Source organism: Micromonospora sp. NPDC005174 (assembly GCF_040608495.1).
Lineage (GTDB): Bacteria > Actinomycetota > Actinomycetes > Mycobacteriales > Micromonosporaceae > Micromonospora.
On the sequence record NZ_JBEXIJ010000008.1, the window covers coordinates 155,787 to 175,352 of the forward strand.

General features: G+C 71.9%; 17 protein-coding genes and 1 riboswitch. Of the genes, 7 read left to right on the forward strand and 10 right to left on the reverse strand.

Annotated elements, in window-relative coordinates; genetic code table 11:
* Positions 1-2: 2 nt before the first annotated feature.
* A complete protein-coding gene (locus ABZU91_RS12325; protein ID WP_355238042.1) occupies positions 3-659 on the reverse strand; it encodes a response regulator transcription factor in 657 nt (218 codons plus the stop codon).
* A gap of 71 nt (positions 660-730) precedes the next feature.
* On the reverse strand, positions 731-1,042 hold the full coding sequence (locus tag ABZU91_RS12330) for a hypothetical protein (RefSeq protein ID WP_355238045.1): 312 nt from the start codon (positions 1,040-1,042) through the stop codon (positions 731-733).
* Positions 1,043-1,138: 96 nt separating this feature from the next.
* On the opposite strand from ABZU91_RS12330, the gene ABZU91_RS12335 reads away from it, so the two are divergent.
* Positions 1,139-1,477, forward strand: a complete 339-nt coding sequence (locus ABZU91_RS12335; RefSeq protein WP_355238048.1) for a DUF952 domain-containing protein — start codon at positions 1,139-1,141, stop codon at positions 1,475-1,477.
* A 75-nt stretch (positions 1,478-1,552) separates the two neighbouring features.
* Here ABZU91_RS12335 and ABZU91_RS12340 read toward each other — a convergent pair whose 3' ends face one another.
* The 3 genes from ABZU91_RS12340 to ABZU91_RS12350 all read right to left on the reverse strand — a co-directional run bounded on the left by ABZU91_RS12340 (position 1,553) and on the right by ABZU91_RS12350 (position 6,465).
* On the reverse strand, positions 1,553-3,310 hold the full coding sequence (locus ABZU91_RS12340) for a CDP-glycerol glycerophosphotransferase family protein (RefSeq protein ID WP_355238051.1): 1,758 nt from the start codon (positions 3,308-3,310) through the stop codon (positions 1,553-1,555).
* 309 nt (positions 3,311-3,619) lie between these two features.
* Positions 3,620-5,725, reverse strand: coding sequence for a DUF6077 domain-containing protein (locus ABZU91_RS12345; protein ID WP_355238054.1), 2,106 nt, complete (start codon positions 5,723-5,725; stop codon positions 3,620-3,622).
* A gap of 140 nt (positions 5,726-5,865) precedes the next feature.
* Positions 5,866-6,465, reverse strand: coding sequence for a TetR/AcrR family transcriptional regulator (locus tag ABZU91_RS12350; protein ID WP_355238302.1), 600 nt, complete (start codon positions 6,463-6,465; stop codon positions 5,866-5,868).
* Between the two features lie 217 nt (positions 6,466-6,682).
* Between ABZU91_RS12350 and ABZU91_RS12355 the strand changes: the two genes are divergently transcribed.
* The 4 genes from ABZU91_RS12355 to ABZU91_RS12370 all read left to right on the forward strand — a co-directional run bounded on the left by ABZU91_RS12355 (position 6,683) and on the right by ABZU91_RS12370 (position 11,757).
* A complete protein-coding gene (locus tag ABZU91_RS12355; protein WP_355238057.1) occupies positions 6,683-7,576 on the forward strand; it encodes an ABC transporter permease in 894 nt (297 codons plus the stop codon).
* Positions 7,569-8,390, forward strand: a complete 822-nt coding sequence (locus ABZU91_RS12360) for an ABC transporter ATP-binding protein (protein WP_355238060.1) — start codon at positions 7,569-7,571, stop codon at positions 8,388-8,390. Before ABZU91_RS12355 ends, ABZU91_RS12360 begins: the two co-directional genes overlap by 8 nt.
* A gap of 145 nt (positions 8,391-8,535) precedes the next feature.
* Positions 8,536-10,044 (forward strand): bifunctional cytidylyltransferase/SDR family oxidoreductase, encoded by a 1,509-nt coding sequence (locus ABZU91_RS12365; protein WP_355238063.1) that lies wholly within the window; start codon positions 8,536-8,538, stop codon positions 10,042-10,044.
* Positions 10,045-10,086: 42 nt separating this feature from the next.
* Complete coding sequence (locus tag ABZU91_RS12370) at positions 10,087-11,757, forward strand: CDP-glycerol glycerophosphotransferase family protein (protein ID WP_355238066.1); 1,671 nt, start codon at positions 10,087-10,089, stop codon at positions 11,755-11,757.
* Here ABZU91_RS12370 and ABZU91_RS12375 read toward each other — a convergent pair.
* From ABZU91_RS12375 to ABZU91_RS12395, 5 genes are all read right to left on the reverse strand, one after another.
* A complete protein-coding gene (locus tag ABZU91_RS12375; RefSeq protein WP_355238069.1) occupies positions 11,754-12,500 on the reverse strand; it encodes an alpha/beta fold hydrolase in 747 nt (248 codons plus the stop codon). The two genes, ABZU91_RS12370 and ABZU91_RS12375, sit on opposite strands and share 4 nt — an antisense overlap.
* A 136-nt stretch (positions 12,501-12,636) precedes the next feature.
* Complete coding sequence (locus tag ABZU91_RS12380; protein ID WP_355238072.1) at positions 12,637-13,485, reverse strand: C39 family peptidase; 849 nt, start codon at positions 13,483-13,485, stop codon at positions 12,637-12,639.
* 233 nt (positions 13,486-13,718) lie between these two features.
* Positions 13,719-13,859: riboswitch (cyclic di-AMP (ydaO/yuaA leader) on the reverse strand.
* Positions 13,860-14,143: 284 nt separating this feature from the next.
* Positions 14,144-14,914, reverse strand: a complete 771-nt coding sequence (locus ABZU91_RS12385) for a hypothetical protein (protein WP_355238075.1) — start codon at positions 14,912-14,914, stop codon at positions 14,144-14,146.
* Positions 14,915-15,126: 212 nt separating this feature from the next.
* Positions 15,127-15,579, reverse strand: coding sequence for a hypothetical protein (locus ABZU91_RS12390; protein ID WP_355238078.1), 453 nt, complete (start codon positions 15,577-15,579; stop codon positions 15,127-15,129).
* A 185-nt stretch (positions 15,580-15,764) separates the two neighbouring features.
* Positions 15,765-16,964: an acyltransferase gene (locus ABZU91_RS12395; RefSeq protein ID WP_355238081.1), complete on the reverse strand. Its 1,200-nt coding sequence runs from the start codon at positions 16,962-16,964 to the stop codon at positions 15,765-15,767.
* 247 nt (positions 16,965-17,211) lie between these two features.
* On the opposite strand from ABZU91_RS12395, the gene ABZU91_RS12400 reads away from it, so the two are divergent.
* Together ABZU91_RS12400 and pseI are read left to right on the forward strand one after the other, a co-directional pair.
* Positions 17,212-18,375 (forward strand): glycosyltransferase, encoded by a 1,164-nt coding sequence (locus tag ABZU91_RS12400; protein ID WP_355238084.1) that lies wholly within the window; start codon positions 17,212-17,214, stop codon positions 18,373-18,375.
* A gap of 118 nt (positions 18,376-18,493) precedes the next feature.
* Complete coding sequence (gene pseI, locus ABZU91_RS12405) at positions 18,494-19,546, forward strand: pseudaminic acid synthase (RefSeq protein WP_355238087.1); 1,053 nt, start codon at positions 18,494-18,496, stop codon at positions 19,544-19,546.
* The last annotated feature ends 20 nt before the right edge of the window (positions 19,547-19,566 follow it).

Consider the following 19,566-nt stretch of genomic DNA (forward strand, 5'->3'; position numbering starts at 1 on the left):
CCTCACGCATCGCGCAGCCGGTAGCCGACACCACGGACGGTCTCCACCAGGCGCGCGTCGCCCAGCTTGCCGCGCAACGACCCGACGTGCACCTCGACCGTGTGCGGGTCGGCCCAGGTGGTGCCCCAGGCGTCGAGCAGGATGCGGTCGCGGGGCACCGCCACTCCCGGCTGGCGGGCCAGCGACAGCAGGACGTCGAACTCCTTGCGGGTCAGCGTCACCGCGCGCCCCGCCACCGTCACCGTGCGGGCGGGCACGTCGATGCGCACCGTCCCCGCCTCGATCAGGTGCCGCTCGGGGGCGGCGTTCGCGGCGCGCCGCAGCACCGCCTCGATCCGGGCCTGCAACTCCACCATCGAGAACGGTTTGACCACGTAGTCGTCCGCGCCCAGGCGCAGCCCGAGCACCCGGTCGCGCTCCTCACCCCGCGCGGTGACCGCGATGATGCCGAGCTGGCTGCTGCGTCGGCGTAGTTCCCGACACACCTCGGTGCCATCGCCGTCGGGCAGGGTCAGATCGAGTAGCACCAGGTCGCAGGGGGCGGCGGAGAGCGCGGCGGCGACGGTGGCCGCGTGCTCGACCTGGTAGCCGCGGCGGGTCAGGGCGGAGGAGAGCGCAGCGGCCACCCGGCGGTCGTCCTCCACCAGCAGGATCCGCACCGTGCCCCCATCCGTCGCAGCCGTCCTGCGAATGGTGGCAGAAGGGTGCCGCGAGCGGGAGGGCCGGTCTGCTACAGACCAAAGACGTCGTCGGCGACCGCGTCGCGGACGCCGTCGGTGAAGCCCCGGAAACCGGGGTCGTCGTGCTTGGCGGGCACGCTCGTGACGTTGACACCGCTGGCCTGCGTGACGGCGTCGACCAGGGGCGGGAAGTCGATCTCGGCGTCGTCGAAGGCGTCGTCGTCCGCCTCGGCCAGGTTGATCACGTGCTGCACGTCGTCGGACGGGGTGTCCGGGTCCTCGGCCCACTCGCCGCCGGCCCGGTAGCACTCGTCGTACAGCCCGCGCTGGGTGTCGGTCCAGTCGTCGTCGTAGCTCGCCATCGTCCATCCCCTCCCGGCCGCTCCACCTGAGCATGCCGGGCGGTGGCCGGCGTCGGCGGCGGTACGGCCGAAACGCAGGCGACGTAGTCTGCGGAGGTGATCTACAAGCTGTTGCCGACCGTCGAGTGGGACGACGCCCGGGCCGCCGGAGTCGTCGCCGGCTCGGCCGTGGACCGCCAGGACGGCTTCATCCACCTGTCCGCCGCCGACCAGGTGGTGGAGACGGCCCGCCGGCACTTCTCCGGCGCCACCGGTCTCACCCTGCTCGGGGTGGACGAGGAGCGGCTGGCCGACGCCCTGCGCTGGGAACCCTCACGCGGGGGGCAGCTCTTTCCGCACCTGTACGGGCCGCTGCCGCTGAGCGCCGTGGTGACCGCGCGGGCGTTGCCGGCGGACAGTCCGGTCGCCGACGCGGTCGCCGCCCTGCTCGACTGAGCCGCACCGACGGCACCGACACGACCGCGCCCGGTCCGACGGGTGTCGGGCCGGGCGCGGGACGTGGTGCGCGGGTCAGCGGCAGAGCCGGGTGATCTCCTCGGCGAACCGGTCCATCGGGTTGGCCTCCGCCGGCCCCAGCAGGTACGTCTTCAGGTCGCGGCGCGCCTCGGTCATCGGGTCGTCGCCGACCCGGGTCACCGCCACGATCTTCTCCAGCTCACCGCAGTCGGCCGAGAGCAGGTACGCGGCCCGCGCGGTCGGGTACTCCCGGCGGAACTCGTCCTCCGGCAGGCCGGACGGGTTCGCCACCACGTACGGCCGCTGGCTCTGCACGAAGTCCGAGACCACACTGGACACGTCGCTGATCAGCAGGTCGGTCTGGTCGAAGCAGTCGAACAGCGCGGGCGTGCGGCCGGTCACCACCAGGTGGTCCGTACCGTCCAGGGACGCCGCGTTGGGGTCGCCGCCGGCGGCCCGGATCGCCTCGACGATGCGCTCGTGCACGGCCCGGGCGGCCTTCGACCGTGAGCCGGTGAGCGGGTGCGGCTTGTAGACCAGACGCACCCGGGGACTGGTGGCCAGCAGACCCTTGACGATCCGCTCACCCATCAGCACCAGCGAGGTGTGGTACGGGTCGTCGTCGAGCCAGCCCTCCCAGGTGGGCGCGTAGAGCACGGTGAACGGACGGTCCACCGACTCGGCTCCGAAGGTGTGCACGCCGGCCAATTGCGGCCGGCCGATCTCCACGATGTCCTGGTCGAGCACGCCCACCGCGGCGCGGGCGTACCGCTCACGCCCGGCCAGGCCGGCGACCCAGACCTCGTCGTACACCTTGCTGTAGGGGTTGACGCTTGCCTGCTTGTCGCTGTCGCCGTGCCCCACGAAGACGTGCTTCATGCCGGGCTCGCGCAGCATGTGGATGTTGGCGCCGACGTTCGCGGCGTAGAGGGCCGCGCGGACGCTGCCGAGTTCGAGGTTCATGAAGTCCACCCCGGCCGGTACGCAGATCACCGGCAGACGGGTGTCGGCCAGCTCGGCGAACGCCTCCCGGCTGCGCATCAGCACCACCGCACGCTGGTTCAGCGCCTCGGTCGGCGCGAGCCACATGTTGGCCTGGTAGACGTCCTTGGCCGGGCCGGCGAAGTAGAGCGCCACCTCGGGCCGGTACGTGTCGAGCCAGCGCTGCACTGCCGGCATCAGCGGACCCTGGCCGGAGCCACGACCACGCAGCCAGGTCACGGCGATGATCGCGCCCACCACCGCGGTCGTCGCCACCGTCACCGCGGCGGCGACGAAGTACGGCGTCGGCTCGTGCCGCACCGCGGCGACCACCGCGGCCGGGACCAGCAACAGGTTGAGCAGAGGCATCCGCTCACCCGCGACCGCCGCCGCCCAGGCCGGCGGGCGGGGGGCCGAGCGCAGGGGGCCCAGCTCGATGTTGCGCACCAGGGCGGACTGCGGGTTACGACGGTCGATCATGGTGGAGAGCGCGCCGGCGAAGACGGAGACGACCCACACCGCCGCCGGCAGGATCAGCAGCAGGCTCAGCTCGGTGCCGTCGAGGGCGACCTCCGCGGCGACCAGCAGCACGGCCGCCAGGTCCCGGGTCAACTGCCGGTACGCCCAGTGCAGACCGACCTTCTCCAGCAGCACCTGCGACGGCGGGGACCAGCGGGCCACGGCGAACTCGCCCACCACCGCCGCCAGTCCGGCAACGGCGAACAACGCGACCCAGCCGAAGGCGCCTGCGACGAGCATGACCAGGTAGGCCAGCACCAGCAGCGCGCTGCGGGCGGCCACTCCGATGCGTCCTGTCAACGTGCCGAACAACGAGTTCGCTCCCTACTAGATCGTTTGCGGGCAGGGCCCGAGGTCGTCGCGGCGTCACCGCACGTGGCCAGGCGGGGAGTCGAGGCCTTCCGCAGTCGCCATGAGCGACCTTTCCGGAGCTGGATCGCCGCCGATCCGGCAGCCTGTTCCGATGTCCGAACTCCCGCTCCACGGCTGAATGGCGGGAAACGATCTCCCACGTGCCGCTCGTACACATGCGACCTTAACGCGAGGGGTCACCGAGCTACCGCTCGGGTATCAGAACCCTTTCCGGTCAGAACACGCCGCTGCTCAGCGTTCGACGAGCCCTCACCCGCGACGGAAGCAGGTCATCGCTCCCGGGCGCTTACGGGTGGCGAACTGCTCGAAGCCCAACGTCGGAGCCAGCTCACGGGCCACCTGGTTGCTCGAGTAGACGCAGATCGTGGTGACGTCGAGCCGCTCGATCGCCCCGGCCAGCTCGGGCACCGGCGCGAGGTCGGTCCTGCCGTTGGCCAGTGCAACCAACTTCAACCGATCCTGGACGAACGGCGTGTTCATCCCGTAGTCGGGCAGGTAACGGTCGTTCGGGCTGACCACGCGCATCCTGCTGGTGACCATCGGGGCGGTGTGCATGAGGGTGGACGGGGCCAGCACCACGCCGTCGGGCCGATCGAGCCGGGCCATCCAGAAGACGATCGTCTTGCGCTGCTGAGGCAACTTCCAGACGGGCTGCTCGTGCACCGCGACGTAACTCTTCGGCGACCACATGGGTGTGCCCAGGATGGCGAAGCCGGCGACTAGCGCCAGTGCGATCGCGACGCTGCCGAACACCCGCAGGCGCGGCAGGTCGACGGTGCACAGGATCCCGATCACCGCCGGGAGGGCGAACATCCACGGCGTCCGCCAGAGCACGACACCGATGCCGGTCAGGCTGTTGATCAGCTCGAGGACGCCGGGGAAGAGCAGGACGCTCATCGCCAGCGTGCTGCCCGCGACGAGCAGTTGGGGCGTCCGACGGCGAGCGATAAGGGGGCCGAGCCAGAGAGCCAGGCCACCGATCACGCCGAGCACACCGAACAAAACGGTCCGCCGGTAGGTGATTTCGGCGTCGTAGAAGGCCGCGGCCGCGTTCTCGGTGATAGGGCCTGCGGTGAGCCGCGACCAGATGGTCGCGCCGACGGGGTAGACCAGCGCCGCCGCCCCGGCCAGTAGCGCGTCCCGCCATCGCCCGACGACGATCATCGCGAACATCGCGCCGCCGACCAGCAGCGGAAGGACGATGGCAGAGGTGGTGCTGAGGCCGGTGGCCACGATGGAGAGCGCGGCGATGAGAATCAGCCCGCGACAGGACCGCGAGTCGAACCAGTCGGTCAGGTAGACCCACATAAGCGGCACCACGGCCGCCACAAACATGGTCTTGCCCTGGTGAAGCCGCGTCAGGTGGAAGGTGCCCAGGGCCGCGTCCTGCCCGGCGACCAGGTAGAGATAGGCCACGGCAACGGTGAAGGCGAGTGCGGCACGGCCCGGCGCCCATCGCTGCACCAGCCGCCACAGAGCCAGCACCGCCAGTACGGACATGACCGGCATCACGATGTACCAGGTGGCGGACGCCGCGTGCAGGCCGAAGACATGGGCGAAGGCGCCGTAGAAGACCTCGATCGAGGGCACCGGCGGCTGCGAGTTCATCGCGGGCGCGACGCCGTCGGTGAACAGGAAGTCCCGCAGCGGCACCTGGTTGCGTTCGGCGACCCAGACCGACTTGCCGACGAAGAAGGCGTCGTCGACGGAGTTCCGGGCGAAGAAGAGCCCGGACACGGCGGCCAGCACGGCGACGATCAGGGCGTACGCCGACGACAGGGGGGACGCGGCGGCCGCCGGGGCGACTCGCGCTGGCGTGGTGAGCCAACGACCCCGGGCGAGCAACAGGGCTCCCACCCCGGCGAGGGCCCCGAAGCCACCCGGGATCCACCAGGGGATACCTGCGCCGATGCCGTCATCCGCGGCGGTCAGCCCTGCCGTGACGGCGGCGACGGTGCCGGCGCCGAGCACCACGGCTAGGAGAGGACGCGAATACGCGTAGGTGGCGTCCTCCGCGGTCTCCTGCTGCACGGCATCGGCGGCGGCCGACGGCTGGACCCGGCGGCGGTGCCCCAGCCACGCGCCGAACGCGACCACACAGCCGACAACCCAGATCAGGAACGTCGTCGCCGGGGCCAGGTTGATCAGGAACGCCAGGTGGTACATGACGGTCCAGAGCGCGAACGCCAGTACGCCAGCATCGGTGAGCAGCGTCGGCGCCGCGGCCACGAGGGCGCGCAGTCGCGCTCCGGTGGTTGGCCGAACCGAGTTGAGCTGCTGTCGCTCCGACTCTGGCCCGGCGTCCTTCGAGGTGGGCTCGGCGGGCGCGACGGCGACCTGTTCGACGTGGGGCACGGGACGTCCTTGTCGTCATACGAACGAATTCGGGAGAAACTGCGGGTCACACCTGGGTGGCGAGATGGGGCGTCGCCACGGCGGGGGCCAGCCTAGCGGAATCGGTCAGAGCGCCACCTCGTCCGACGCGGCAGGAAAGGTCAACTGAGAGCCGAGGCGTCACGTTGACGCGAGACGGAGTTGGTCGCGCCCAGTCCGGCGGCCACCGATTCGACCAGGTTGTCCAGGTAGTTGTCGGTGAGCGGCAGCCGCGCGATGGCGAGTCGCCAGTAGAGCGGCCCGACGATGAGGTCGACGGCGGCGTCCGGGTCGGTGTCGGCGGGTAGCTCGCCGCGCTGCACGGCACGGGTGACCAGGCGACCGCCGATCTCCTGCTGGCGGGAGTGCAGCACCTGCCGCAGGGTCGCGTCGATGGCCGGGTTGCGGGCGGCCTCGGCCAGCAGGTCCGGGATGATCTGGGACGCCAGGGGGTGGCGCAGCGCGTGTGTCACGGCCTGGAACAGCAGCGCCAGATCGCCGCGCAGGCTGCCGGTGTCCAGCACCGGCAGCTTGCCGTGGGCCGCCGCGGCGACGATCTCCACCACCAGGTCGAGCTTCGAACTCCACCGGCGGTAGACCGCCGTCTTGCTGACGCCGGCCCGACGGGCCACCGCCTCGATGGAGAGCCGGCCGTAGCCGACCGCGGCGAGCTCCTGCATGAGCGCGCGCCGGATGGCCGAGGTGATCTCGTCGCGCAGCACCGCCGCGCCGGCCGGCACGCGCCTCTTTTCGGTCGTCACCGAGGACTCTTCTCGCAGGTCACGCCGGCTAGAATAGCGCAACGACGGTACGGTTGCGTCCCGACGTGTTTCGGACTACTGTCCACGCAGCGACGAGGCGACGTCCCGCGCACGCTTCCCACTAGGATTCCATCGTCGCGAGCAACCCGTCTGCACGAAAGATCGGAGCGCCATTTCCATGGCCACCACCGCGCTGGTCGACCCCGACACGGGCCTGACCCAGGCGCAGCTGGCCGCTCGGCACGGGCTACGGGTCGCTGGTGAGCGACCCACCCTCACCGAGTACAGCCGCCGACTCTGGGCCTACCGGCACTTCATCGCCGCGTACGCCAACGCCAAGCTTGTCGCCTCGTACAGCAACGCCAAGCTGGGCCAGCTCTGGCAGGTGCTCACCCCACTGACCAACGCCGCGGTCTACTACCTGATCTTCGGGGTGGTGCTGGCACAGAACAGCATCCCGAACTTCATCGCGTACCTGACGACGGGGTTGTTCATCTTCAACTTCACCCAGAGCGCGGTGCTGGCCGGCACCCAGTCGATCAGCAGCAACCTCGGGCTGATCCGGGCGCTGCACTTCCCCCGGGCCAGCCTGCCGCTGTCCACCACCATGACCCAGTTCCAGCAGCTGCTGGCCTCGATGGTCGTGCTGGTCGGCATCGTGCTGGTCACCGGTGAGCCGGTCACCTGGGACTGGCTGCTGCTGGTGCCGGCCCTGCTGCTGCAGGCGGTCTTCAACGCCGGCGTGGTGCTGCTGGTCGCCCGACTGGGTTCCAAGGCCAGCGACCTCAAGCAGGTCATGCCGTTCGTCATGCGCACCTGGATGTACGGCTCCGGCGTCCTCTACAGCGTCAGCCTCTTCGAGCGGCTGCCCGGCTGGGCGACGACGGTGGTCCAGTTCAACCCGCTGCTGGTCTACATCGAGCTGGCCCGGTACGCGCTGCTCGAGCAGGCGCCACTGCTCAACGAGTCGCTGACCCAGCTCTGGCTGGTCGCCGCCGGCTGGGCGCTGGTGGCCGGCATCGGCGGCTACCTCTACTTCTGGCGCGGCGAACAGGAGTACGGCCGTGGTTGATTCCCTGCCGGCCGCCGACGAGGCGACCGTCTCCCTGCCCGTGCTGACGTCGGAGCGGATCCCCACCGTGGTGGTGGACGACGCGCACATCATCTACCGGGTCCACCAGGGCGCGACAGGTGGCACCACCCCGGTCGCCGCGCTGCGGCGGCTGGTCAAGCGCACCAACGCGCCGAACGTGCGGGAGGTGCACGCGGTCAAGGGCGTGTCGTTCACCGCGTACCGGGGCGAGGCGATCGGGCTGATCGGCAGCAACGGCTCCGGCAAGTCCACGATCCTGCGGGCCATCGCCGGCCTGCTGCCGGTCAACCGGGGCGCGATCCACACCCAGGGGCAGCCGTCGCTGCTCGGGGTGAACGCGGCGCTGCTCAACGACCTCTCCGGCGAGCGCAACGTCGTCCTGGGGTGCCTGGCGATGGGCATGCACCCCGACGAGGTCGCCAAGCAGGCCGCGGGGATCATCGACTTCTCCGGCATCAACGAGCGGGGTGACTTCGCCAGCCTGCCGATGCGCACGTACTCGTCGGGCATGGCGGCTCGCCTGCGGTTCTCCATCGCCGCCGCGAAGAGGCACGACGTGCTGCTCATCGACGAGGCTCTCGCCACCGGCGACAAGGGTTTCCGCAAGCGCAGTGAGCAGCGCGTGCGTGAGCTGCGCGAGGGCGCCGGCACGGTGTTCCTGGTCAGCCACCAGCTCTCCTCCGTGCGCGACACCTGCGAACGGACGATCTGGCTGGAATCGGGCCTCATCCGGATGGACGGCCCCACCGACGAGGTCATCCGCGCATACGAGGCGTACGCGAACAGCAAGTAGAGTGCCGGCCAACCCCCGGCATCGACACGGCTACCAGGACCGCGTCGCCCGCGTTGGGGCGGCGCGGTCCGCGCGTTAAGGTTCATTCCGTCGCCGCTCGGGCGGAACCTTCCGTTAACGCAACCCTGAGAGTGAGGATCCGGCAATGACGCAGGACCAGACCACTGGCCCGGACGCCGCAACGGAGACCCCCGCACCGTGGCGGCCCGCGCGGACAGTGGCCGTGGTGCTGGCGGGCGGCACCGGAACCCGGCTGGGCCTCGGCATCCCCAAGCAGCTCCTGAAGATCGCCGGTAAGCCGATCATCGAGCACACGCTGGCGGTCTTCGAGTCCGCTCCGGAGATCGACGAGATCATCGTGCTGATGGCGAGCGGTCACCTCGAGGATGCCCAGCGGATCGTCGAGAAGGCCGGCCTGCGCAAGGTCACCAAGGTGATCGAGGGCGGCGACACCCGCAACGCGACCACCCGGATCGCGCTCGACGCCGTCGGTCCGGCCGACTGCAACATCCTCTTCCACGACGCCGTCCGTCCACTGCTCAGCGGCCGGATCGTCCGCGAGTGCGTGAACGCGCTGTGGACCTACTCCGCCGTCGACGTCGCCATCCCCTCCGCCGACACGATCGTCCAGGTGGACGAGAACGACTGCATCACCGACATCCCGGTGCGCTCCCGGCTGCGTCGGGGCCAGACCCCGCAGGCGTTCCGCTCCCCCACGATCCGCGAGGCGTACCGGATCGCCGAGGACGACCCCGACTTTGCCGCCACCGACGACTGTGGCGTGGTGCTGCGGTACCTGCCGGGTACCCCCATCAAGGTGATCGACGGCTCGGACGAGAACATCAAGGTCACCCACCCGGTCGACGTGCACCTGGCGGACAAGCTCTTCCAGCTCGCGGCGGCGCAGGCCCCCCGGCTCACCGACCACCGCAGCTACACCGAGGAGCTGACCGGCCGGACGATCGTGGTGTTCGGCGGCAGCTACGGGATCGGCCACGAGCTGACCGAACTGGCGCGGCGCTACGGCGCGCAGGTCTTCCCGTTCAGCCGGTCCACCACCGGCACGCACGTCGAGCGCGCCGAGGACGTCGAGGCCGCGCTGACGACCGCCTTCGAGGCGACCGGCCGCATCGACCACGTGGTGGTCACCGCCGGAATCCTGGAGAAGGGCGCCCTCGCCGAGATGGACGAGGAAACGATGGACCGGGTGTTGCAGGTCAACTTCGTCGGTCCGGTGACCATCGCCCGGCAGGCCCTTCCGTACCTGCAGCAGACCAAGGGTCAGCTGCTGCTCTACACCTCCAGCTCGTACACCCGGGGTCGGGCCCGCTACGCCCTCTACTCGTCCACCAAGGCCGCCCTGGTCAACCTGACGCAGGCGCTCGCCGACGAGTGGGCCGACGTCGGCGTACGGGTCAACTGCATCAACCCGGAGCGGACCGCCACCCCGATGCGCACGCGGGCGTTCGGCGAGGAGCCGGAGCACACCCTGCTGGCCGCGGAGGCCGTCGCCCAGTCCTCGCTTGACGTGTTGATCTCCGACCTGACCGGTCAGGTCATCGACGTACGCCGGGCACCCGGTGACGGGCCGTCCGTGCCGGCGCAGTCCGGCCCGGCCCGGTCCGAGGCGCCGGCCGCGGCGTCCGCGAACTGACGCCGACGGCACCGCGACACCGACGGCGGCGAACGGAGCAACATGCGTGGTGACCTGGTCCGCAAGCTGGCCGCCCGATGCCTCAGCACCGGGCTCGCGGTGCTGGCATTCGTCGTGCTGGCCCTCACCGGCGTCACCGGATGGGGGCTCGCGCTGGCCGTCGCCGCGCTGGCGGCGGCGGCCGTCGAGCAGCGGGTCCGGCCCGGCGCGGACCTGGTCGCCGAGACCGCGCTGATCGCCGCGGCGGTCCTCGTCGGCTACGCCCGTCGGCTCGACGACGGGTTCGATCCGGCGCTGGCCGCCACGGCCCTGGTCCTGCTGGGGCTGGTGCTGCTGGTGGGGCCGCTGCGCACCGCGGGCAACCTGGAGATCCGGGCGGCGAACCTGCCGGTACGCGCCTGGACTCCGCTGATCGCCGACCGGCTCGGCGTCGCCCTGCTGGGGCTGCTGGCGGTGGTGGCGGTCGCCGCCGCGCTGACCCTGCCGGCCGCCGTGGCGCTCGCCGCGAGCCTGCTGGTGGCCGCCGGCGCCGGGGCCGTCGCGTTGGACCTGGCCCGACGACGCTTCCGGCCGACCGCCGGCGGTGGGCAGGTGGCCCGCGCGCTGCGTCGGCACGAGCCGGAGTTCCTGCTCTACTTCTCCGCGCCACCCGGTTCGGAATACCAGGTCACCATGTGGCTGCCGTACCTCGAACGGATCGGCCGGCCCTTCCTGGTGTTGGTCCGCGAGCCGGAGTTCCTCGCGCCGCTCGCTGCGGCCACCGACGCGCCGGTGGTCTACTGCCCCACCCTGCGGGCGATGGACGAGGCGCTGGTGCCGAGCCTGCGGGCGGCCTTCTACGTCAACCACGGGGCGAAGAACAGCCACTGCATCCGGTTCACCCAGCTCACCCATGTGCAGCTGCACCACGGCGACAGCGACAAGGCGCCCAGCGCCAACCCGGTGTCGGGGATCTTCGACCGGATCTTCGTGGCCGGTCCGGCGGCGATCGACAGGTACGCCCGGGCCGGGGTGCAGATCCCGGCGGAGAAGTTCGTGGTGGTGGGCCGTCCCCAGGTGGAGTCGATCGAGGTACGCCAGGAGCCGACACGAGGGCTCGCCCACCCGACGGTGCTCTACACCCCGACCTGGACCGGGCACCACGCCGACGCCGACTACTGCTCGCTGCCGGTGGCCGAGGCGCTGCTGCGGAGGCTGGTGGAGCGCGGCGCGACGGTGATCCTGCGGGCGCACCCGTACACCGCGCAGAACCCGACGTCGGCCCGGCACCTGAGCCGGCTCACCGAGCTGCTGGCCGCCGACCGGGCGCGCAGCGGGCGGCAGCACGTCACCGGGGCGGCGGCCCGGGAGCTGAGCCTGACCGAGTGCGTCAACCGCTCGGACGCGCTGATCTCCGACGTCTCCGGGGTGATCTCGGACTACCTCTACTCCGGCAAGCCGTACGCGGTCACCGACATGGGCGACGAGGGTGACCGGTTCACCGAGCGCTTTCCACTGGCCGGGTCGGGCTACGTGCTGCGGCGCGACATGTCCAACGTGGACGTCGTACTCACGGCCCTGCTGGACACCGACCCGCTGGCCGACGCACGCTGGGTCACCCGCCGCCGCTACCTGGGCGACTTCCCGGCCGAGTCGTACGCCGAGGGTTTCCTGACCGCGGCCCGCCGGGAGCTGACGTCGGCGCGGGAACTGCCCGCGCCCGCACCCGCCTAGCGGTACGGCTCCAGCAGCTCCAGCACCGCCGCCGGGTCCTCCAGATGGGCGTTGTGCCCGAGGCCGGGCAGCGTGACGACCGGTACCCCATACTCCTTGAGCTGCGCGTCGGTGACCATCGGGTCGTGCTCCCCGCGCGCCAGCACCACCGGCACGTCGGTGGCGGCCAACAGCCCGGCCAGGTCGGGCTCGCCGACGGCGAACGCGCTCGTGTCCATCGCGAGCCGCCAGCGGCCGTCGACCTGACGCAGGCCGGCGTCCACCATCGGGTGGTCCGGTGCGACGAGGCCGGCGAGACCGGCGACCCGCAGGTAGCGGCGGGCGGCCTCGGTGCGGGTGGCGTACCAGCCCACCGGACGGGCTGCCAGCTCCGCCGCACGGGTCAGCTCCGTGGGTGACCAGACCGCCTTGATGCCCAGCCCCACCACCGCGTCCACCGGCAGTCCGGCGGCGCGGGCCGCCAGCGCCACGCCGACCACACCACCGAGCGAGTGCCCGAGGACGACGAGGCGGTCGTCGGGGGTCAGGCCCTGCGCGACCCGCTGGGCGAAACCCTCGAAGGAGTACGACGGCAGTGGCGCCGACCAGCCGTGGCCGGCGAGGTCGGGTGCCGACCACCGCCCGGGCCAGTGCTGTTCCAGAAGTGGTGCCCAGGGCAGCCACACGTCACCTGTCGCCCCCATGCCGTGCAGCAGCAACAGGATCGGCTCACGGCCGGCTTGACCACCCGGTTCTTCCGCCACGGCCGCAGTCTCCCACGGTTCGCCGCCCGGTACGAGAGCCGTTCAGCGGCGGTCGCCGCCCGGCAACGAAGACGCCGCGGGCGCCGGCCCCTCGTGGGGACGCGGCGCCCGCGGCGTCGTGGGGTGTCCGCCTGGATCAGGCGGAGTAGCCCCGGCTGGTGATCCAGTTGGCCAGGTCGATCGTGGTGACCCAGTACGCCGGGTCGGCCGGGTTCGCCGAGTCGGCGATCCGCACGGTCCGGCCGTTGTCCTTGTAGCCCACGACGGCGATGTAGTGCCCGCCGCCGTAGGAGTGCCAACCGCCGTCGGTGTCGGTGGCGTCGCCGACGACGTTGGCCACCACGCCCCGGCCGTCGGTGATGGCCTTGACGACGTCGGCCGCAAGGCGGTCGATCTGGGCCGGGCTGGGCGCGCCCTCGAACATGCGGGTGCGGTACGGGGAGCCCTTCACCTCGGCGTTGAGCACCCGGGTGGTGTCCTCAGCCGAGTTGGTGCCCATCTCGGTGGTGCCCAGCTCGGCACCCAGCTCCTCCTGCGTACGGTCGATGCCGCTGGCGCTCAGGGCGTTGCGGGTGGCCGCCGGGCCGCAGTTGTAGTACGTGTTCTGCGCCTCGTAGTCGTAGTCGAGCACCTTGGTCGCGGGCGGCTTCGGCGGCGTCGGCTTACGGGTGAGGTCCGGGTTGCTCGTGGCCTTCGCGGCGGGCGACGCGGCACTGGTGGCCGGGGCGGCGGTGCTCGGCGCGGTGCTCGGCGACGGGGCCGCGGACCGGACCTCGCCACGGGAGGCGACGGTGTCACTGCGCATCTCGGCGACCGTGGTCGGCGTGTGCTGGCCGGCCGGGGCGTCGGCGGCGCCGGCGACCAGGGCGCCGGTGGTGGTGGCGATCGCGAGGGCCGCGGCGGAGGCGGCGACGATCTGGTACGGGCGCTCGGTCGCGAGACGACGGAGCTGGCGCTTCAGGGTGTGCTTCACGAGGTCCTCCACGGTTCGGGGGGTGAGCGGCACACCGGGGCTCGGCCGGTATCCGGGCAGGCGCCAGCGCGCGGGCCGTGGCCCGCGGATGGTGGACCGCTCAGGGGAACACCCGGCACGGCCGGGCGGGAAAGGCGGTGACCCTGGGGGTCAGCTCACCGTCACGAGGCGGATGAGCGGGGACACCGCGACGCCGTGGAGGCGGGGGAACAACTGTGGGGTCGAGGGGTGCTGCACGAGGATGGAACTCCTTCCGTCACCGCCTACCGGGTTAGCTGACGGATTCGGGCGGGAAGATCGCCCTACCGCGGGCCGTGGCTCGCGGATTCACCCCGGACTTACTGTGGGTCCCCGGTTCGTTGATCACGATTGAGCGGGTCGGCGCGGCGTCGCCTCCTGCGATCGGTTACCGCACCGGACGGGACGACAGTACTGGCCGGTGGGCACTCTGCCAAGCCGCGCCCACCTGCGTAAACATCGATTAGCCCCGCAATTTCTGCGCGTCTTGCCGCTGACGTGACTCGATGGGACAACCGGTTCCGCCGGGACCTGTGGGCGACAACCGGACAGGCCGCCGACAACGCCGCCGCAATGCCAGGAACAATGGCCCCCGATGATGCCGGTCGCCCGATTCCGCCGCCGGTGGCGCGCCTCACATAACGGATCGGGCTCAACCCGCCCGAGCCGGACGCCAGCGCGCCACGACTGCCGTACGGGACGCCCGCGTCGCCGTACGCCGTGACCGTGCCGGGCCCGGCCGCGACCGCACCGCCGCCGCGTACGCCTCCTCGGCGAGGGTGCGCGCCGACTCGGCGGCCACCTCCGCGTCCCGCCAGGCCGACCGCTCCCGCTGCACGGCCCCCCGGTGCTCCGCCAGCCTCGCGTCACGGATCGCCCGGACGAGCAGCACCTCCTGCTCCACCGGGTGTCGGCGGGGGTCCCAGCCACGCCGGTGCCCGAACACGTCACCGAGCTGCGCCATGGTCAGCTCCCCGCGCCAGTACGCCGCCATCGCGGCTCGGTGCAGATAGCGCTCCCGGGCCGCGTACTCGCCGGGGGTGTGCGGGGTCCGGGGAGTCGGCAACGCCCCTGCGGTGGCGACCCGGCGGGCCGCGGTGTCCGCCTCGTCGTACGCCGTCCACGCCTGCTGCGCCTCGTCCTGAGCGACCAGCCAGTCAGCGCGACGGCGTCGGGCGGTCCGCGCCGCTCGGGCGGCGGCGACGGCCACCTCCTCGGCGTACCGGCGCAGGTCGGCGATCTCCGCGGCGGCCAGCTCGCGGGCGGTGGGGGTCGGCGGCGTCGGGTCGGCCGCCGGCGAGTCCCGCTCCGGGCGGGCCACCAGTACGGCGAGGACCGTCAGCGCCAGCAGGAACAGGGCCGACCAGATGGCGGCGGCCTGGGGCACCTCGGTCAGGAACTGGTAGAAGACGACGGTTTCCATGGTCGGCTCCTCGGCATGAGCACGTCAGCGATGGGATGCCGCACGGCGAGGGTGCGGGCGGTGTGTCGTCAGGTGCGGTGGCGGGGCGCTCAGGTCGACGGCAGGCCCGTGGGCCCAATGGTCGGCCTGGGGGTCCGGTGGCCGGGTAGAGACCGGCGTCTGGCATACGACTCGGCGCTCGCCGGACGGCGTGACGCCCCGCCTGTGACCCGCTAGGCCGGCGGCGCTCGGGAGGCTCGGCTGGCCGGGCCGGCGGCTCGGAGCGAGGGCTCAGCGGCCGTGCGGGCCTGGTTGCCGGCCACCGGCGGGCCTGGCAGGACGGCCAAGGCATCCTTCAGCGCAGGCTGCGGGTCGACGGACCGCGCCGGCCCGGCGTCGGCCCGCGCCCCGGCGACCGGGTCCCCGCCGGCGTGCTGGGCAGCGGCCCGGCCGGAGAGAGCCGCGCGGTCGGTGACGGCGCGGTCGGTGAGGGCCGCGATCGACGGTCCGAGCGGCTCCGCGAGGGCGAGCGACCCGATGGTGGGCGGCGGGGCCGCTGCGGCCGATGCCGGCAGCAGCGCCGGGGCCGCGCCCAGGGCGAGCGACAGCACGGCGAGGCTGGTCAGCACCCGTGCCGCCCAGCGCGCCACCCACCACAGGGGACAGGTGAGCGCGACCGGGAGCACGTCCTCACGCTACCGTCGGGACCGCCCGGACGCATCGGCGACGGGCGTGTCGGCCCGCGCCGCGCCGACCCCGTCCGACCAGCGTGGACATGGTGGCGTGAGAGCCGGCTCTGGTGGGTGCCACCGCGCCCGTCAAGATCGTGCTCGATCGTTGATGTAGTGGCCTCAGTCGGCTCACGAGACCACTACAACCGGGATCGAGTGCGATCTTGCGCGGGCGCGCGGGCGGATTCGCCGGGGACGTCGGGGTCGACGCCTCCGGTCTCCGGGGCGCGCTGGTGGGGGACGATCGGCGCTCGACGAGTACGGCGCGGCGCGAGCCGGCGCATCATCGGCGTCTCGACGTAGCGGTGCAACAACCCGGCGAGCACCAGGTTCACAAGCAGGAACCCGAGCACCACCGCGGGCCCCTGCCAGCCCCGGAAGCCGGTCCCCCAGTCGCCACTGAGCCGGAGCACGCTGGTCATCACCAGCACGTGCACCAGATAGAACGCAAAGGAGACCTCGCCGAGCCAGACCAGCGGACGCGAGCGCCACGGCGAGCGCCGGTTCCGCACGTCGGCGTCGGCGGCGGCGGTGATCACCAGCAGGTACGCGACGGCGAGCAGGGTCGTCCACAACTCGGCGCGGATCCACTGCCCGGCGGCCACCCAGGTGCCCACGAAGATCGCGGTGGCGGTCGTCAGGCCAGGTCCGCGCCACAGACCCCGGAGCATCAGCTCGGCCGCCACCGCGCCCAGCCAGAACTCCAGGGACCGCACCGGCGGGAAGATCTGGGTGAACCACCAGCGGCTCGCCTCGGGCACCAGGTGCTGCGCCGGCCAGAGCGCGAGGATCAGCAGGGGCAGCGCGACGACAAGCGTCCAGAGCACCGCGGGTCGCGCCCGGCGCAGCAGGGGCAGTGCCAGCGGCAGGCAGAGATAGAAGAAGAACTCGCAGGACAGCGACCAGCTCACCGTGTTGACGCTGTAGAACCAGCCCAGCCGGGGGTCCCAGGCCTGCAACAGCAGCAGATTCTCCACGGCGACGGCCGGCAGGACGGGATCGGCGAACCACCAGGCGACAAGCAGCGCGGCGGCCCACAGCACCAGGTGGTTCGGGTAGATCTTCGCGACGCGGCGACGCCAGAAGGTCAGCCGCGAACCGCCCGGGCGGGCCGACCAGACCAGCACGAAGCCGCTGAGGATAAAGAAGAACTGCACCCCGGACAGGCCGAGGGTGAAGAGGGCGTCGACGACGGCCTTGTAGTCCGGCTCGGCGATGATCCGCATCGTCCCGGCGTGGAACCCGAAGACCAGCAGAGCGGCGATCCACCGCAGCCCGGTCAGTGAGGGCAACCGCGCGGGGGCGGGCGGCGCGGCCGGCGCGTCGGCGGTGCTCGTCATGCCGGGGTCCCGACGCTCCGCAGGGTCACCAGCACGTACGTCTCCTCCTGGGCCCGCAGCGTCGGACGACGCGACGGCGACGCCCGCGACGGCCCGGCAGGACCGCACCGAGGCACCCTACCGGGTCACTCCCGGGTGAACCGGGCGGCCGTTGTTAACCTTGCGCTTCGCCGGTGTTCAGGGACTCCACCATCGTCGGCCACGTGTGGTTCCGGGGCCGGCCACCCACGTCGTCAAAGGTGGCGAGGTGGTCAATGAGCCGACGCACGCGCCGCTGCTGAGCATCGTCGTGCCTGTCTACGGCGTCGAGGCGTACCTGTACCAGTGCCTCGAGTCGATTCGGGCGGACATCCCGGCGGGCGAGTCGGAGGCGGTCGAGCTGATCGCCGTGGACGACGCCTCCCCGGACGGCTGCGGCGCGATGCTGCGGTCCTACGCCGTCGGGCGCGACACCGTCCGCGTCGTACACCTGAAGGAGAACGTCGGTCTGGGGTTGGCCCGCAACGCGGGCCTCGACGTGGCCACCGGCGAGTACGTCTGGTTCGTCGACAGCGACGACTGGTTGCCACCGGGCACGATCGCGGCGGTGCTGGACCGGCTGCGCGAACACCAGCCCGACGTGCTGATGCTGGACCACCTGCGGGTGCACGAGGACGGCCGGCGGGAGGTCGACGCGAGCAGCCACCTGCTGCGCGGGGTGCCGGGCGTGGCCCGCCTGGCCGACCAGCCGCACCTGCTGCGGGTGCAGCACACGGCGTGGAACAAGGTGGTACGCCGGGCCTTCCTCGACGAGTTGGAGCTGCGCTTCTTCCCCGGCTGGTACGAGGACATCCCCTTCAGCCACCCCCTGCTGATCGGCGCGGAGAAGATCTCGGTGCTGGACCGGGTCTGCTACCTGTACCGGCAGGGCCGTCAGGGCGCGATCACCTCCACCCGCAGCGGCCGGCACTTCGACGCGTTCGGCCAGTACGAGCGGCTGATGGAGTGGGTCGCCCGCCGGCACCCGGACGAGGACCTGCGGGCCGAGCTGTTCCAATTGATGATCAGCCACTACCTGGTGGTGGTCGGCAACGACGACCGGCTGCACCCGCACCTGCGGCGCGCCTTCTTCCACCGGGTGGCCGAGCACTACCGCCGATACCTGCCCACGGGGGGCTATCCGATGCCGTCGGGCGTCACCGGGCTGAAGCACCGCCTGGTCGGACGCGGTGACTGGCTGGCGTACTCGGCGCTGCGGCAGGCGCACCGGGTCACCGGCCGGTGGCGACGGCCCAGCCCGGCCGGTGGCGCCGACTCGTCGACGGCCGACGAACCCTCCCGACCGGCGACGCCGGTGAGCAGGTCGAACGCCGGGCACACCGGCGGTACGGCGGACCGTTCGGACGCGTTGGCCGGCGGCCGCCTGCCGTGACCGGCCACGCACGGCACGCCGGCAGGGCCGAACCGGAGTTTTTCAGGTCGTCCGCCCGTCGGGGGACGACGACAGCACCACCGCACGTCGGTGCGGGCGTAGGGGAACAGAGGTCGGAATGACGTCGACAATCAAGATCGGACCGCACGTGGTCGGTGCCGGTGAGCGACCGTTCGTGGTCGCCGAGATGTCCGGTAACCACAACGGTGACCTGGACCGGGCGCTGTCCATCGTGGACGCGGTCGCCGAGAGCGGCGCGCACGCGCTCAAGCTGCAGACGTACCGGCCGGACACGATCACGATCGACGTCGACACCCCGGCCTTTCGCATCTCCGGTGGGCACGAGCTGTGGGGCGGGGAGAACCTGTACCGCCTCTACGAGCGGGCGCACACCCCGTACGAGTGGCACGCCCCGATCTTCGCGCGGGCCCGCGAGCGCGGGCTGACGGTCTTCTCGTCCCCGTTCGACGCGACCGCCGTGAGGCTGCTGGAGTCGCTGGACGCTCCGGCCTACAAGATCGCGTCGTCGGAGTTGGTGGACCTGCCGCTGATCCGGCTGGTGGCCAGCACCGGCAAGCCGATGGTGATCTCGACCGGGATGGCGACGATGGCCGAGATCGACGCGGCCGTACGGACCGCCCGCGACGGCGGCGCGGCGGGCATCGTCCTCCTGGCCTGCACCGCGTCCTATCCAGCGCCGCCCGCCGACAGCAACCTACGTCGACTGCCGGTGCTCGCTGGGGCGTTCGACGTGCCGGTCGGGCTGTCCGACCACACGCCCGGCATCGGCGTGGCGGTCGCCTCGGTGGCGCTGGGCGCCTGCTTCATCGAGAAGCACGTGACCCTCGACCGGGCCGACGGCGGCGTGGACTCGGACTTCTCGCTGAACCCGGCGGAGTTGACCGCACTGGTCGACGAGTCGGGCCGGGCGTACGCGGCGCTGGGCGGCAGCGCCGTCGGCCCGACGCCGGCCGAGCGGGAAGGGCTGCGGTTCCGTCGTTCGCTGTTCGTAGTCGAGGACGTCCGGGCCGGCGAGACGGTGACGGCGCAGAACGTCCGATCGATCCGGCCGGCCGGTGGACTGGCCCCGGTCGAGATCGACAAGGTGCTGGGTCGCACCTTCACCACCGACGTTCCGCGCGGCACCCCGTTGAGCTGGGACGTGATCTGACCGACGCAGCCCAGCCCAGC

Bases quoted from the DNA above. Each gene is read 5' to 3' on its own strand.
- ABZU91_RS12355 (WP_355238057.1), top strand. From the start codon at position 6,683: ATGGCCACCACCGCGCTGGTCGACCCCGACACGGGCCTGACCCAGGCG.
- ABZU91_RS12395 (WP_355238081.1), bottom strand. From the start codon at position 16,964: ATGACGAGCACCGCCGACGCGCCGGCCGCGCCGCCCGCCCCCGCGCGG.
- ABZU91_RS12330 (WP_355238045.1), bottom strand. From the start codon at position 1,042: ATGGCGAGCTACGACGACGACTGGACCGACACCCAGCGCGGGCTGTAC.
- ABZU91_RS12370 (WP_355238066.1), top strand. From the start codon at position 10,087: ATGCGTGGTGACCTGGTCCGCAAGCTGGCCGCCCGATGCCTCAGCACC.
- ABZU91_RS12365 (WP_355238063.1), top strand. From the start codon at position 8,536: ATGACGCAGGACCAGACCACTGGCCCGGACGCCGCAACGGAGACCCCC.
- pseI (WP_355238087.1), top strand. From the start codon at position 18,494: ATGACGTCGACAATCAAGATCGGACCGCACGTGGTCGGTGCCGGTGAG.
- ABZU91_RS12385 (WP_355238075.1), bottom strand. From the start codon at position 14,914: ATGGAAACCGTCGTCTTCTACCAGTTCCTGACCGAGGTGCCCCAGGCC.